The sequence below is a fragment of the Qipengyuania sp. R86523 genome (assembly GCF_044596365.1).
GTDB lineage: Bacteria > Pseudomonadota > Alphaproteobacteria > Sphingomonadales > Sphingomonadaceae > Qipengyuania > Qipengyuania citrea.
This window is the reverse complement of sequence record NZ_CP138997.1, coordinates 2038617-2053117: the sequence shown is the minus strand read 5'-3', so window position 1 is coordinate 2053117 and position 14501 is coordinate 2038617. Positions and strand designations below refer to the sequence as shown.

At 66.5% G+C, this 14501-nt stretch carries 13 protein-coding genes; 8 read left to right on the top strand and 5 right to left on the bottom strand.

The genetic code is table 11. From position 1 onward, the window contains the following. The first annotated feature begins 18 nt into the window (after nt 1-18). From SJY12_RS10005 to SJY12_RS09970, 8 genes are all read left to right on the top strand, one after another. On the top strand, nt 19-1854 hold the full coding sequence (locus SJY12_RS10005; protein WP_237452418.1) for a heparinase II/III family protein: 1836 nt from the start codon (nt 19-21) through the stop codon (nt 1852-1854). 6 nt (nt 1855-1860) lie between these two features. Further along, the gene (gene purH, locus SJY12_RS10000) at nt 1861-3447 is read left to right on the top strand and encodes a bifunctional phosphoribosylaminoimidazolecarboxamide formyltransferase/IMP cyclohydrolase (protein ID WP_397505268.1); all 1587 of its coding nucleotides are present in this window, start codon (nt 1861-1863) and stop codon (nt 3445-3447) included. A gap of 110 nt (nt 3448-3557) precedes the next feature. Beyond that, nucleotides 3558-3689, top strand: a complete 132-nt coding sequence (locus tag SJY12_RS09995; protein WP_255357763.1) for a hypothetical protein — start codon at nt 3558-3560, stop codon at nt 3687-3689. Further along, nucleotides 3689-4369 (top strand): peptide-methionine (S)-S-oxide reductase MsrA, encoded by a 681-nt coding sequence (gene msrA / locus SJY12_RS09990; RefSeq protein WP_063511531.1) that lies wholly within the window; start codon nt 3689-3691, stop codon nt 4367-4369. Before SJY12_RS09995 ends, msrA begins: the two co-directional genes overlap by 1 nt. A 36-nt stretch (nt 4370-4405) precedes the next feature. Beyond that, nucleotides 4406-4867 (top strand): Fur family transcriptional regulator, encoded by a 462-nt coding sequence (locus SJY12_RS09985; RefSeq protein ID WP_050601560.1) that lies wholly within the window; start codon nt 4406-4408, stop codon nt 4865-4867. Nucleotides 4868-4946: 79 nt separating this feature from the next. Then, nucleotides 4947-6869 carry a 1-deoxy-D-xylulose-5-phosphate synthase gene (dxs, locus tag SJY12_RS09980; RefSeq protein WP_397505267.1) on the top strand — a complete coding sequence of 641 codons (1923 nt, stop codon included), beginning with the start codon at nt 4947-4949 and terminating at the stop codon, nt 6867-6869. Nucleotides 6870-6985: 116 nt separating this feature from the next. Further along, nucleotides 6986-7783 (top strand): crotonase/enoyl-CoA hydratase family protein, encoded by a 798-nt coding sequence (locus SJY12_RS09975; RefSeq protein ID WP_397505266.1) that lies wholly within the window; start codon nt 6986-6988, stop codon nt 7781-7783. A gap of 78 nt (nt 7784-7861) precedes the next feature. Continuing rightward, nucleotides 7862-8671 carry a hypothetical protein gene (locus SJY12_RS09970; RefSeq protein WP_397505265.1) on the top strand — a complete coding sequence of 270 codons (810 nt, stop codon included), beginning with the start codon at nt 7862-7864 and terminating at the stop codon, nt 8669-8671. On the opposite strand, the gene SJY12_RS09965 is transcribed toward SJY12_RS09970, so the two are convergent. The 5 genes from SJY12_RS09965 to SJY12_RS09945 all read right to left on the bottom strand — a co-directional run bounded on the left by SJY12_RS09965 (nt 8668) and on the right by SJY12_RS09945 (nt 14420). Beyond that, nucleotides 8668-9351 (bottom strand): NnrU family protein, encoded by a 684-nt coding sequence (locus SJY12_RS09965; RefSeq protein ID WP_397505264.1) that lies wholly within the window; start codon nt 9349-9351, stop codon nt 8668-8670. The genes SJY12_RS09970 and SJY12_RS09965 overlap by 4 nt on opposite strands. Nucleotides 9352-9427: 76 nt before the next feature. Next, on the bottom strand, nt 9428-9919 hold the full coding sequence (locus SJY12_RS09960; RefSeq protein WP_397505263.1) for an FKBP-type peptidyl-prolyl cis-trans isomerase: 492 nt from the start codon (nt 9917-9919) through the stop codon (nt 9428-9430). Nucleotides 9920-9932: 13 nt separating this feature from the next. Next, entirely contained in the window at nt 9933-11300 is a 1368-nt protein-coding gene (locus tag SJY12_RS09955) for an amidohydrolase family protein (RefSeq protein ID WP_397505262.1), read from the bottom strand. Further along, complete coding sequence (locus SJY12_RS09950; protein WP_397505261.1) at nt 11297-12676, bottom strand: amidohydrolase; 1380 nt, start codon at nt 12674-12676, stop codon at nt 11297-11299. Before SJY12_RS09950 ends, SJY12_RS09955 begins: the two co-directional genes overlap by 4 nt. 106 nt (nt 12677-12782) lie before the next feature. Further along, nucleotides 12783-14420 carry a peptide MFS transporter gene (locus tag SJY12_RS09945; RefSeq protein WP_063505152.1) on the bottom strand — a complete coding sequence of 546 codons (1638 nt, stop codon included), beginning with the start codon at nt 14418-14420 and terminating at the stop codon, nt 12783-12785. Nucleotides 14421-14501 lie beyond the last annotated feature (81 nt).

Below are 14501 nucleotides of genomic sequence, written 5' to 3'. Positions count from 1 at the left end.
GCCGGGGTGCGCACTCTCTTGAAGGGAGGCGCCGCGCCCGATGAAAGCGCCGCGCCTGCATTGCCGCTCGGCGAAGTGCACGAACCGCTGGTCGAGACCGAACCGGAGGAATTGCCCGAAGCGGTCCCGCTCGAACCGGCGCGCGCGCTGGTGCTGGCCGAATTCGAAGCGCCGCGCACCGGGCCGGTGGATGCGGTTCTGCGGCTGGCTTACCGCATGGGTGTGCCCGGTTCGGTGCTCGCCGCCCCTTTGCGCAAGCCCGCCGCGCCGCGCCTGCTGGCCACGGTGTCCAGCCCGCTGCGCGGAGAGCGCGGGGCGGGCATGGCGCTGCGGGCGGGCCAGTTCGTCGTTCACGGGCTCAAGGTTCCCGTCGACAAGGTGGACTTCGCCAGCAACGCACCATTGACCCCGCCAGTCCAGCGCGCGGTCCAGGGGTTCACCTGGCTGCGCGATCTCGGGGCCTGTGCCCCGCGCGAGGAATGCGCCGGGATCGGTGAAAAGCTGCTGGCGCGGTGGCTGAAGGCCAATCCGGTGCCGGCCCGCGGTCCGGCGTGGACTGTCGAACACGCCGGGCTGCGGCTGCTGGGCTGGCTGGTCAATGCGCCGCTCCTGCTCGGCGGCGATGCGGGGCTGCGTGCCCGCACGCTGGCAGCGATGGAAGCCACTGCCCGCTATCTCGACCGACAGGTCGCCAATACCGAAGACCGATTGGGCCGCGTCGCGGGCTGGTGCGCCATCGTGGCGGCCGGCCTGCTGCTGCCCGACGGTCGCCCGCGGCGCGTGTTCGGCGAAGCCGGCCTGCTGCGCGCGCTGGGCGAACTGGTGGCCGAAGATGGCGGCGTCCTGTCGCGGAGCCCGCTCGCGCAGATGGATGCGATCGCGCTGCTGATCGACCTGCGCGCCTGTTATGCGGCAGTCGATCGCGATCCTCCGCCGGCGCTCGAAACCATGCTCGGCCTGCTCGTACCGCCCCTGCTCGCGCTGCGGATGGGCGACCGGGGGCTGGGCAGCTGGCAGGGCGCCGGTGCCACTTCGGCGGCACGGGTCGATGCGCTCGTCGCAGCAAGCGGCATCCGCGCGCGGCCGGGGAAGGATTCCAAGCACTGGGGATACCAGCGCGTCGATGCCGGCAAGGCCACGCTGGTGCTTGATGCCGCGCCCCCGCCGCGTTCGCGCCATTCGCGCTACGGCTGCGCCTCGACGCTGGCATTCGAGCTGTCCTACGCAGAGCAGCGCGTGGTGGTGAATTGCGGCGGCGGGGAACTGGCCGGCGGGCAGGTGCCCGTGCGGATCGAGCAGGGCCTGCGCGGCACCGCGGCCCATTCGACGCTGGTGCTCGACGATGCCAATTCCACTGCCGTCCTGATCAAGGGGCAGATCGGCAAGGGTGTCGAGGAAGTCGATATCGCTCGCACCACGGTGAAGCAAAAGGGCCGCGACACGGCGCGGCTGGAAGCGTCGCACAATGGCTATGCGGCACGCTATGGCCTCATCCACCGGCGCACCCTCCTGCTTGGCGCGGACGGCAGCGGGCTGTCCGGCGAAGACGTGCTCGAACCTTCGGGCCGGCAGGGCAAGCGGGGCAAGATATCCTTTGCAATCCGTTTCCACCTCGGTCCGGGGATCGAAGCCGGACTGGCCGACGACCGGCGCGGCGCGGGGCTCGCGCTGCCCGATGGAAGCTACTGGCAATTCCGTCTCGGAGGCGATAGCGGCGAGGCGCATATCGCGATCGAGGACAGTCTGTGGGTCGACGGGCAGGGCCGCCCGCGCGCCACCAAGCAACTGGTCGTCGAAGGGCTGACATCGCGCAGCGGGGGACGGTTCCCCTGGCTGCTCAAACGCATGGGGTGATTTTACGTGGCTGACGTGGCGATCAAGCGGGCACTGCTCTCGGTGTCCGACAAGAGCGGCTTGGTGGAGCTGGGCGAAGCTCTGGCCGCGAGGGGCGTCGAACTGGTTTCGACCGGCGGCACTGCCAGGGCGCTGCGCGAAGCGGGGCTCGACGTGCGCGACGTGTCCGATCTGACGGGCTTTCCCGAGATGATGGACGGGCGCGTGAAGACGCTCCACCCGATGGTCCATGGCGGCCTGCTCGCCGTGCGCGACAATCCCGAACACGCCGCGGCGATGGAAGCGCACGCCATCGGCGCGATCGACCTCGTGGTGGTCAACCTCTATCCGTTCGAGGCGACCGTGGCGAAGGGCGCAGGGCGTGACGAGATCATCGAGAATATCGATATCGGCGGGCCGAGCATGGTCCGCAGCGCGGCGAAGAACCACCAGTTCGTCACCATCGTCACCGACCCCGCCGACTATCCCGCGCTGCTGGGCGAGCTCGAGGCATCGGGCGCGACCTCGCTCGATTTCCGCCGCCAGTGCGCAGCCAAGGCCTTCGCCGCCACCGCTGCCTATGATTCGATGATCAGCCAGTGGTTCGCCTTTGCCGACCAAGAGCAGCGTTTTCCGCAGTTCCTGGCCATCAACGGCAAGGCGCCCGTCGAGCTGCGTTATGGCGAAAACCCGCATCAGCAGGCGGCGCTCTACACGCCCGTGGGTCCGCATGCCCGGGGCATCGCGCAGGCCGAGCAGCTGCAGGGCAAGGAACTGAGCTACAACAATTACAACGATGCCGACGCCGCGCTGGAACTGTGCGCCGAATTCGCCGGCGGCGATCCCGCAGTGGTGATCGTCAAGCACGCCAATCCCTGCGGCGTGGCTCAGGCTGCGACCTTGCTCGAGGCGTGGAACCACGCGCTTGCCTGCGATAGCGTATCGGCTTTCGGCGGCATCGTCGCGGTGAACACCGAACTCGATGGCGCCACCGCAGCGGCGATCTGCGAAATCTTCACCGAAGTCGTGATTGCCCCCGCGGTCAGCGATGCGGCGCGCGAGGCGTTTGCTAAGAAGAAGAACCTGCGCCTGCTGGTTACCGGCGACCTGCCTGATCCCCGCCGCGGCGGGCTGGCAGTCAAGCCGATCACTGGCGGCCTGCTGGTTCAGACGCGCGACAATGGCGCGATCACCGAAGCCGATCTCAAGGTGGTCACCCAGCGCGAGCCCACCGAGCAGGAATTGAAGGATTGCCTGTTCGCCTGGACCGTCGCGCGGCACGTCAAGTCGAACGCCATCGTCTATGCCAAGGACGGCGCAACCGCGGGTATCGGCGCGGGACAGATGAACCGCCGCGATTCTTCGCGCATCGCCGCGATGAAGGCAGCCGAGGCAGCGGAGAAATACGGTTGGGACCAGAGCCGCACGGTTGGCAGCGCGGTCGCATCGGATGCGTTCTTCCCCTTCGCCGACGGCTTGCTCGCCGCAGCCGAGGCAGGTGCGAGCGCGATCATCCAGCCCGGAGGTTCGATCCGCGACGAAGAGGTCATCGCGGCCGCCGACGAACAGGGGCTGGCCATGGTCTTCACGGGCATGCGCCACTTCCGCCACTGAGCGCAGGCGATCGACGAACGAAGCTGAACGCCCGACGACGGGGCCATTAAGGCGGTTGCAAGTCCGGTGGGTGTAGCCATCTGGGTCAGCGTAACGAAAGCACCCCCCTCATGGCCCTGTTCACATCCGACCTCTATCGCAATTTCGGCATCGGCTTCGGCCTTGGTGCCGTGGCAGTCCTGCTCTCGAATGGCAGCGATTTCCTGTCTGCGGTTCCGCAACTGGTCGCCTCGATCCTGTGATGCGCTGGCGTCACGCCATCGCTGCAACAGCGCTCGCGCTTGGCGCGTCGGCGTGTCAGCAACCGCTGCTCGCCGCTGAAAAGGCGGTCGAGGCACCGGCGGCAAAGCGGGCGGCCAAGGAGGGATCCGGCCTCAAGACCGCGATCTTCGCCGGCGGCTGTTTCTGGGGCGTCGAAGGGGTTTTCAGCCATGTCCGCGGCGTAACCAGCGCGGTTTCCGGATACCATGGCGGGACCGAGCGGCAGGCGCACTACAAGCTCGTATCGAGCGGGATCACCGACCACGCCGAGGCGGTCAGGGTAACCTACGATCCCAAGGTCATCCGCTATGACCAGCTGCTGCGTATCTTCTTTTCGGTCGTCACCGATCCGACCCAGCTCGACCGGCAGGGCCCCGACGTCGGGGCGCATTATCGCAGCGCGATCGTGCCGCTGTCGGCCGAACAGAACGCGGTCGCCAAGGCCTATCTGGCGCAGCTGCGATCTGTCGATCTGTGGGACAAGCCGATCGTCACGCGGATCGAACGCGCGCAGGCGTTCTATCCTGCCGAAACCTATCACCAGGACTTCATGCTCAAGAACCCGCGTCACCGGTACATCGTGCGGTGGGACGCTCCCAAGGTGAAGGCTCTCAAGGCGCTTTACCCGGGGGCCTATTCGGCGCGTTTCCAGCCCGACTAGCTTGCGATAGGCCCTGCGCGCGCTTACTTCGGGCGCATGGCCAGGCACGCACATCAGGAACATCAGGGCGCGGAACTCATCGCGGCCGCGCGCGACACCCTCACCGACAGCGGTGAGCAATGGACTGGCATGCGGCAGTCGGTCTTCGAAGAACTGGCGCGGCACGACAAACCCGCCAGCGCCTACGACATTGCCGACAATCTGTCGCAAAGCCGCGGCAAGCGGGTGGCTCCCAACAGCGTCTACCGCATCCTCGACCTGTTCGTCCGCAGCAATCTGGCCAACCGGATCGAGAGCGCGAATGCCTATCTGGTCAACACGCATCCCGGTTGCCGGCACGACTGCATTTTCCTGATCTGCGACGATTGCGGCAAGGCCACCCATATCGACGACGAACGCGTCTCGGGCGCGCTGCGCGAAGCGGGCCGCGATGCCGGCTTTACCGATGTCCGGCCGGTGGTGGAATTGCGCGGCCTGTGCGACGATTGCGCCAGCTGAGCGCCAGCGGCGGATCGTGCGATCCTGCCGCTAAAGCGTTCATCGACAGTTTCGTTCTACCGGTGTAGGGCCTTCGTTTATGACTACCCGCCCCAAGACGCCGTTGTTGGATACGGTCAATACCCCCGAAGATCTGCGCCAGCTGGGGAAGGACCAGCTTCGCCAATTGTCCGACGAATTGCGCGCCGAAATGATCGACGCCGTCGGGCAGACGGGGGGGCATCTGGGATCGGGGCTGGGCGTGGTCGAACTGACCACGGCGATCCACTATGTTTTCAACACGCCCGAGGACAAGCTCGTCTGGGACGTCGGCCACCAGTGCTACCCGCACAAGATCCTGACCGGGCGGCGCGATCGCATCCGCACGCTGCGGCAGGGCGGAGGCCTCAGCGGCTTCACCAAGCGCGCCGAAAGCGAATACGATCCCTTCGGCGCGGCGCACAGCTCGACATCGATCTCGGCTGCGCTCGGCTTCGCCATGGCGAACAAGATGCAGGGCCAGCCCGGCCGTGGCATCGCCGTGATCGGCGACGGCGCGATGAGCGCGGGGATGGCCTATGAGGCGATGAACAACGCCGAACAGGCAGGCAACCGGCTGGTCGTCATTCTGAACGACAACGACATGTCGATCGCGCCGCCGGTCGGCGGGCTGTCGGCATATCTCGCGCGCATGGTGTCCTCGAGCGAGTATCTCGGGCTGCGCACCATGGCCTCGAAGATCGCCAAGAAGCTCGGCCGGCGTGTGTGGGGCGGGCTCGAGAAGGCAGAAGAATACGCGCGCGGCATGGCGACCGGCGGCACTCTGTTCGAAGAGCTGGGGTTCTATTACGTCGGGCCGATCGACGGGCACAATCTCGAGCACCTCATTCCCGTGCTCGAGAACATCCGCGATAGCGAACAGGGCCCGGTGCTGATCCATGTCGTGACGCAGAAGGGCAAGGGCTATGCCCCGGCCGAAAACAGCGCGGACAAGTATCACGGTGTCGCCAAGTTCGACGTGGTCACCGGCGAACAGAAGAAGTCGAAGGGCGGACCGCCCGCCTACCAGAACGTCTTCGGCGAAACGCTCGCCAAGCTTGCAAACACCGACCCGCGTATCTGTGCGATCACCGCCGCGATGCCCAGCGGCACCGGCGTCGACAAGTTCGCCAAGGCGCATCCGGACAAGTCGTTCGACGTGGGCATCGCCGAACAGCACGGTGTGACCTTTGCCGCAGGGCTGGCGGCGCAGGGCATGCGGCCTTTCGCGGCGATCTATTCGACCTTCCTGCAGCGGGCCTACGACCAGGTGGTCCACGACGTGGCGATCCAGAACCTGCCCGTGCGCTTCGCGATCGACCGCGCCGGTCTGGTCGGTGCGGATGGCTGCACGCATGCCGGCAGCTTCGACGTCACTTATCTCGCGACGCTCCCCAATTTCGTGGTCATGGCCGCCGCCGATGAGGCCGAGCTGGCGCATATGACCTACACTGCGGCGGAATATGACGAAGGCCCGATCGCGTTCCGCTATCCGCGCGGTGCGGGCACGGGCGTGGGAATTCCCGAAGAACTCGAGAAGCTGGAAATCGGCAAGGGCCGGATCGTGCGCGAAGGCTCGAAAGTCGCGATCCTGTCACTTGGCGCAAGGCTGGAAGAGGCGAAGAAGGCTGCCGACCTGCTCGAAGCCAAGGGGCTGTCGACCACGGTTGCGGATATGCGGTTCGCCAAGCCGCTCGACACCGCGCTGATCGAGAAACTGATGCGCAGCCACGATGTGGTGGTGACGGTCGAGGAAGGCGCCGTGGGCGGCCTCGGCGCGCATGTCCTGACCTTCGCCAGCGATGAGGGGCTGACCGATTCCGGGCTGAAGGTGCGCACGATGCGGCTGCCCGACGTATTCCAGGACCATGACGATCCCGCCAAGCAGTATGACGAAGCCGGGCTCAATGCGCCGCATATCGTCGATACGGTGCTGAACGCGCTGCGGCACAACAGCGCCGGGGTCGAAGAAGCGCGCGCCTGACCGGGCGCGGGTGTCCGCGTTTTTCTGCCGCGGTTCCACCGGGCTGCCACCCGCCCATGCTAGCTCTTTCGCATCGCGCTGCGGACTGGCAAGACCGCGGGCGAAAGAGAGGCTGCATGACCCTGCTGACTGTAGAAACGTCCGATCACGTCACGACGCTGACGCTCAATCGTCCGGACACCATGAACCCGCTCGGCGCGAAGGGCGACGGGGATGCTTTCGTCGCCGCCTGCGATGCGATCAATGCCGATATGGATGTGCGCTGCGTCATCCTGACCGGGGCCGGACGCGCGTTCAGCGCGGGCGGCGACATCAAGGCGATGAAACAGCGCACGGGCACTTTCGGCGGGACCGCGCCCGAGATTTCCGATGGCTATCGCAACAACATCCACAAGGTCCTGCGCGCGCTGTATTCGCTGCGCGTGCCGCTGATCGCAGCGGTCAACGGGCCGGCAATCGGGCTCGGCTGCGATCTCGCCTGCCTCGCCGATATGCGGATCGCCAGCGACCGTGCCAAGTTCGGCGTGACGTTCCTCAAGCTGGGCATCATCCCGGGCGATGGCGGAACCTGGATCCTGCCGCGGATCATCGGCGAGGCGCGCGCGGCGGAGCTGTTCTACACCGGCGATGTGATCGATGCGGCCACCGCGCGCGACTGGGGACTGGTCAGCCGGGTGGTCGAGGGCGAAGCGCTGGTGTCCGAAGCGCAGGCGCTCGCCGCCAAGATCGCCGCCATGCCCCCGCACGCGCTGCGCCATGCGAAGAACCTGATGCGGCAGGGGCGTTCGATGAGCTACGATTCGGCGCTTGAACTGGCCGCCAACACGCAGGCGATGATGCATCTGACCGATGATCACATGGAAGGGGTGGACGCCCTGCTCGAGAAACGCGCGCCCGTCTTCAAGGGCACCTGACCGGGCCCGGTCGGGGCCGCGCTTGCCAGTCGCCCGAAAATCGGTGAGACTTCGCGCCGGAGCGAAGGGGGAAATGGCATGCCGGCAGGGGTTCTCGCGGTCGTCGTCTGGACGTGCGTCGGCCTGTTTGTCGGGGTCGTACTGCTCGGTTTCGCCGCGCTTGCCGGGATTTGGCAGCCGCGTGACGAGGAAACGGGCAAGTGGCTCAAGCGCTCGGTCGTCTTTCCGCTGGTCGGCGGCGTGGTCGGCTTTGCTACATTCGTGTTCGCCAGCGAACGCGGCCTTCCGCCGCAGCCCACTCCCATGCCGGAACCCTCGCCATTCGTCTCGCCTGGCCCGCACCCCAGTCGCACCGACGCGCCCCCAGGGCCCACGCCTGCACCCACCGCGACGCCAACGCCGGTTCCGACGCGCACACCGGTTCCGGATGATCCCCGCCCGCCAGTGGCACGCTGCGGGGTTGCCGTACCCCAGGCACTGGCCGACTGGGCGCGCGACCATCTGGGCGAGCCGCCCGACTTCACCTGCGCAGAGCAGCAACCCTATCCGCAGTGCGTTGCCACCCTGCAGGGACGATCACGGCCCGAAATCTCCCGCGTGGCTGCCCGGCAATGCGGCGATGACCTGTCCGCGTTTCGCCGCTCCTTCGTGGCGCCGGTCTATGGCGCAAAGGCTTCGTACCAGATCAATCTGGACCATACGGAGTTCGCCCTGCGCTCGGGCGTCTCCGACGACGCGGCGGACCGGCATGATTATGTCGCTGCCGAAATCAGCCGGATGAACGGCCGCGAATGGGACCGGTTCGTCGCGATCGACCGCAAATCGCGTGAGGATATGCGGGCCTGTCAGGACGAGCGCCGCTGCCTTGAACCGTCAGAGGGTGGTTAGAACCAGCGCCACACGCCAGCGGCGATGCCATTGGCGTGGATATGGCCGTAGGTGGCGGCAAGCCAGATTACGATTCCGCCGATCCAGGCCGCAGTACCTGCGCGCGCAAGCCCGGCGAAGCGCGGCCAGTAACTCGTCCGTGCTTCCCAGCCGGCCCATGCATCACCCAGCTGGCTTTCCTTCTTGCGGTCCTGCAGATGCGCACCAAGCAGTGCGAGCAGACCGATGGCGCCGGCAAGGATGATCTGGCGCGGAGTCGGGCTCACCAGGATGTGCGCGGCGGCCCAGAGCGCGAAAGACCACATCATCGGGTGCCGCGTGACATGGAAGACCCCGTGCGGGGCCAGCGCCGCATGCGCTGCCGCCCGCGGATCGGGCAGGGCGGGGTTGCGCTGGAAAGAGCCTGCCAGCAGGATCGAGGCGATGAGCATGATGGCGGTGGCAAGGGCCCATATGGCGTCGCCCGAACCATTCCACAGCGGAGTGCCGCCGGGCCCGACGGCTCGAAACGCGCGGGCGGCCCAGACGAACGTAGCCAGCGCGACCAGCGAATAGAGCGCGCGAAAGCCGTTCTCGCCCAGCTTGCGGGCCATTGGCGCACGCAGCGGATGCGACAGCGCGAAATGCATGCCGACGAAAGCGAGCGAAGCGGCAAGCAGCGAAACCAGGGCGTGATCCATTAACCCCTCCATGTTTACAGCATCAACATGGGTAGCAGGCCTGTGCCGCGAAGCAAGCGGCATCGTCGATAGCAAGTCAGGCGGCGGGTTCGATGCCGAGCAATTGGACGGTGAACAGCAGCGTGGCTCCGCCGGGGATCGGCCCCTTGCCGCGGGGCCCATAAGCGAGGTCGGCAGGGGCGGCGATTTCGATTGTGTCGCCCACGCCCATTTCCGGGATCGCCATTTGCCACGCCTTGACCAGGCGGTTCAGCGGGAAGGTTGCCGGTTCGCCGCGCTCGAAACTGGAATCGAAGGTCTCGCCATCGATGAAGGTGCCGGCGTAATGCACGGTCACCGTGTCTTCGACGCGCGGGCTTTGCGTGCTTCCGGCATAATCGACATAGCGCCAGCGCAGGCCGCCGGGCATCACCCGCCAGCCGTCTTCGGCGGACAATCCCGTGAGATAGGCCTGCTGCGCGTTCATCCAGGCAATATCCTGCGACCGGTCAGCCGTATCCTGCGCCGCCAGCGCGTGGAAGCCGATGGCTGCCGCCGCTGCGCCAAGCGCCAGCAGGGTGGTGCGCATGTCCTTCATCGCCCTACCAGTCGTAGCCCTTGGGCAGATCGCTGGTGTCGAGATCGCGATAGCGATCGCGCAGGCGGCTCTGGTGGCTGTCGAGCGGCTGCTCGATCCCGTCGATATAGACCTTCACCGGCATGGCGCCGACTTCGAGCGGGTCGCCGTCCCAGATCACCAGATCGCCGGTCGCACCCGGCGCCAGCACGCCCGCCTTGCCGCCCATGCCGCTGATGCTGGCCGGCACGGACGTGATTGCCGCGAAAGCCTCACCCCAGCTTAGCCCGTCGGCACCCGGGATGCGGGTCAGCGCCACCAGATTGCCGGCATACTGGTTGAGGTTGCGCGGGTTTTCCATCGCGGCGGCGTTGATCGCCACTTTGACCCCCGCCTTCACCATCCGGCCGATATTGCTCTGTGTGGCAGCCAGTTCCTCGAAATTCGCGGGCAGGTCGTCCAGCCCGTCGGCGATCACCGGAACGCCCGCGGCTGCGATCTCGTCCGCGACCAGCCAGCCTTCGCTGGCGCCCACCAGGACCAGTTCGAGACGCGGGAATTCCTGCGTCAGCGCCAGCGCGGCGCGAATGTCCGACGCGCGTTCGACATAGACATAGAGCGGCTGTTCGCCGCGCACCACGGGCACCAGCGCGGCAGCATCGAACCGGGTCAGCAGGGCATCGCCGGCGCGCTCGGTTTCGCGTCCCGTCAGTCGAGGATCAATCGGCAAGTCGTCGCCGGTGCGCAGGTCGGCGCGGGCGCCGCCCGCCGGGATGCGTGCGCCGTCACCGTAGCTGCCCGCTTCGCGCAGGGCATTGCGGAGCAACGCGTGCGTCGCAGCGCGGCTTCCGCCGGCAATCCGCCCGCCGCGCTCGCCCAGCGTGACCACCTGGAAAGCGCGCGGACGGCTGATCGCCTGCGGATCGGCGCCGAGATCGATCAGCGCCCCCTGGCCGCCGAAGATCGAAGCCGAAGGCATCGTTACGGTCGCTGCGCGCGTGATCCCCGCGGCGCGGTGGACGAGGATGTGCTGCGATGCCGGATTGACCACCGGGGCGACGTCGAGTGCCGCGCTGAAAGGCGAATTGCCGGCCCGGCTGTCGTTGGATTCGCTGACCGCGCCGACATCCCACAATCCGAGATTGGTCACCGTTGCGAAGATGCCGGGGGTCACCCAAGCGCCTCCCGCGTCGATCACGGAATAGTTGCCGCTGGGCGTACCGTGGCCGACTTGTGCGATCGCGCCGTTTTCGACGACGACATAACCGTCCTCGATCGGTTCGCCGCCGTCGCCGGTTGCGACCGTGGCATTGGTCACCGCGAAGGTCTGCGCGGCGGCGGGCGTCGCAAGGGCGCAGGCAGCGGTCGCAAGGAGAGTAGCAAGGCGCATCATTTCACGTCTCCTTCGCCGGGCTGGCCAAGCTCGAAATCGCTGACCGGTTGCCGCCTGCGGTCCATCGCGTCGAACATCAGCGCGCCATCGACCCAGACCTTTTCGGGCCGCGAATAGACCGACAGCGGGTTGCCGTTCCACAGCACGACATCGGCCATCTTGCCGGCCTCGAGGCTGCCGGTCATCTCTGCGATGCCCATGGCCTTCGCGGCGTTGTAGGTGAACCAGCCGACCACTTCGGCGTCGGGAATGTCCAGACCGACACGGCGCCCCGCCGCCTGGGCCTTGGCGGCTTCCTGGTTGAGCCGCTGGATGCCGTTCTCGTCATCGGAATGGATCACGACGCAGGCGCCTTCGCGCTGGAGGAAGGCAGCGTTCTCGAGGATGCCGTCATAGGCTTCCATCTTGAAGCCGTACCAGTCCGCCCAGATCGCGCTGCAGACGTCGTTTTCGCGCAGCAGGTTGCCGATCTTGTAGGCTTCGACCGCGTGGTGGAAGGCGGTGACTTTGTAGCCCATCTCCTTGGCCATATCCATCACCAGCGCCATCTCGTCGGCGCGGTAGCAATGGTTGTGGACGAGAATTTCGCCGTCGAGCACGCCCTTAAGCGTTTCCTTGCCGAGATCGCGTTTCTTGCCGTCATAGGCCTGCGCATCGAGCCACATTTGCCGGTTGACCGCGAAATTGCCCATCCGGGTCGAGGGCATGCGGCCCTTGCCGCCGTAGACGCGCTTGGGGTTCTCGCCGCACGCCATCTTCATGCCATAGGGCGCGCCGGGGAACTTCATGCCCTGCACGGTGCGCGCGGAAACGTTCTTCAGCGTGACCGACCGGCCGCCGGTCAGGTTCGCCGAACCGGGCAGGATCTGCAGGCTGGTGACGCCGCCATTGGCCAGCGCGCGGGTGAAACCCGGATCCTGCGGCCAGACCGAATGTTCGGCCCAGACTTCGGGCGTCATCGGGCTGGTCGCTTCATTGCCGTCCGAATGCGCCTGCACACTGGGGGTGGGATAGTCGCCCAGGTGGGAATGGATGTCGATCACGCCGGGGGTGACGAACTTGCCGGTGCCATCGATCCGGTCGTAGCCATCGGTGGCCAGCGAGGCATCGCCCACCGCCACCACCTTGCCATCGCGGAACAGCACGGTGCCGTTCTCGATCATGCCGCCGCGCCCGTCATAGATGGTTGCGCCGGTCAGCGCGGTCGGGCGGCCGGGATAGGGTGCATAAGTCGATGCGAAGGGCACCCTGCCGTCCTCGCCGACGGGGGCGCTCCAGTCCTTTGCGGAGGCCGAGGCCACGCCGTCGCCCCCGGTGGTGGAACATCCGGCAACCGCGAATGCGGCCGCGCAGGCGAGCAAGGCAATACGTGTCATGGAACCCCCAATGCAGTCGGGCCGGAGCATCGCTGCCCCGGCCCGTGCGGTCAATTGCATTTTGTCGGCGCTATCAAGCGGTTCGCAGATCGGCGCCGGTTGCCCGTCAGCTGTTGGGGCGGGTTTCCGGATGGATCCCGGCACCCTGCGGCTCGCCCGGGCCCTCGCTCTGGCCGAGCAGGTCGTCGCCGACGTCGTCGTCCTGCAGCGTATCGAGGTGCATCAGACGCTTCACCAATCCGGAGATGAGGATGACGACGATGCCCACGGCGATGGCGATCAGGCCGATCTGCCAGTAGATATCGAGCGTGCCTTCGCGGGTCATCACACCGTCTTCGCCGCCGGTCGCTGCCCCGATCATCCCGGCCACGTAATTGCCGCCGGCCGTGGCGAAGAACCAGGCACCCATGATCAGCGACGCGAGATGCGTCGGCGCAAGGCGGTTCATGGCCGAAAGCCCGACGGGTGAGAGACACAGTTCGCCGGTGGTGTGGAAGAGGTAGATGCCGAAGAGGAAGATCACCGGGATCAGCGCATTCGCATCCACCGTCGCAGCGCCCCAGACCAGCACCAGGAAGCCGAAGCCCAGCTGGATCAGGCCCAGACCGAACTTGGCCGGTGTCGAGGGTTCGAGCCCGCGCCGACCGAGCCAGGTCCACAGCGAGGCGAACACCGGGGCCAGCAGGATGATGTAGATCGGGTTGATCGACTGGAACAGCGATGCCGGGACACCCTGCCGATCGATATAGCGATCGGTGAACAGGTTGAGCGAACCACCCGCCTGTTCGAACAGACCCCAGAACAGCGGCTGTAGCGCGATCAGGAACAGGATCGCGAACAGCCGTTCGCGTGGTTCCTTCTCGAGCTTGAACGCCTGCATCAGCACGTATGCCAGCAGGGCGATGCCGCACACCAGCATCAGGCCGCCGACGACCGACTGGTACTGGATCAGCGCCCACATGACGGCGACGCCGAGGATGCCGATGCCGTACATCGTGATCTCGGTGGTCTTGGCCAGCGGCTTGGGCGGTTCGCCGCGGCCGAGCAGCAGCGGCTTGCCGAGCACGAAGACCACGAGGCCGAGCAGCATGCCGATGCCCGCGGCACCGAAGCCATAGGCCCAGCCGAGCGTCTGGCCGAGATAGCCGGCAATGATCGTGCCAACCGCGGCGCCCACGTTAATGCCCATGTAGAAGATGGTGTAGGCACCGTCGCGGCGCACGTCGGTGCGCGGGTAGAGCTGGCCCACGATCACCGAGATGTTCGCTTTCAGGAAGCCCGAACCGACGATGATGAAGGCCAGTGCCAGCCAGAACACGTTGATCATCGGATCGGCCTGTCCGCCGCCGCCTTCGAAGGCCATGAAAAAGTGGCCGAAGGTCAGCAGGACGGCGCCGAACAGCACGGCCTTGCGCTGGCCCAGATAACGGTCGGCCAACCAGCCGCCGAGGACCGGGGTGATGTAGACGAGGCTGACATACGCGCCGTAGACGATGTTCGACGCGCTATCGTTGAACAGCCAGTGCTGGGTCAGGTAAAAGATCAGCAGCGCGCGCATGCCGTAGTAGGAGAACCGCTCCCACATTTCGGCGAAGAACAGGATATACAGGCCCTTGGGGTGTCCTCCGACCTCTTCCTGCGGTCGCGTAACCGCGTAAGCGCCTACAATCAGGAACGCTGCGAGGATGACCGACGCGATCGCGGCGATCCAGTCCCCTTCGTTCCACAGTGCCATGTCCTTCATTCAGTGGCCTTTCCCTGAACCAAATTCGTTGTGCGACCCGATGGCCGAATGGCGGCGCACCGTAACGTCTTGCGCGCCCAT

Bases quoted from the DNA above. Each gene is read 5' to 3' on its own strand.
- SJY12_RS09975 (WP_397505266.1), top strand. From the start codon at position 6,986: ATGACCCTGCTGACTGTAGAAACGTCCGATCACGTCACGACGCTGACG.
- SJY12_RS09970 (WP_397505265.1), top strand. From the start codon at position 7,862: ATGCCGGCAGGGGTTCTCGCGGTCGTCGTCTGGACGTGCGTCGGCCTG.
- msrA (WP_063511531.1), top strand. From the start codon at position 3,689: ATGCGCTGGCGTCACGCCATCGCTGCAACAGCGCTCGCGCTTGGCGCG.
- SJY12_RS09950 (WP_397505261.1), bottom strand. From the start codon at position 12,676: ATGACACGTATTGCCTTGCTCGCCTGCGCGGCCGCATTCGCGGTTGCC.
- SJY12_RS09985 (WP_050601560.1), top strand. From the start codon at position 4,406: ATGGCCAGGCACGCACATCAGGAACATCAGGGCGCGGAACTCATCGCG.
- SJY12_RS09945 (WP_063505152.1), bottom strand. From the start codon at position 14,420: ATGAAGGACATGGCACTGTGGAACGAAGGGGACTGGATCGCCGCGATC.
- SJY12_RS09955 (WP_397505262.1), bottom strand. From the start codon at position 11,300: ATGATGCGCCTTGCTACTCTCCTTGCGACCGCTGCCTGCGCCCTTGCG.
- dxs (WP_397505267.1), top strand. From the start codon at position 4,947: ATGACTACCCGCCCCAAGACGCCGTTGTTGGATACGGTCAATACCCCC.
- SJY12_RS09995 (WP_255357763.1), top strand. From the start codon at position 3,558: ATGGCCCTGTTCACATCCGACCTCTATCGCAATTTCGGCATCGGCTTC.
- SJY12_RS09960 (WP_397505263.1), bottom strand. From the start codon at position 9,919: ATGCGCACCACCCTGCTGGCGCTTGGCGCAGCGGCGGCAGCCATCGGC.
- SJY12_RS09965 (WP_397505264.1), bottom strand. From the start codon at position 9,351: ATGGATCACGCCCTGGTTTCGCTGCTTGCCGCTTCGCTCGCTTTCGTC.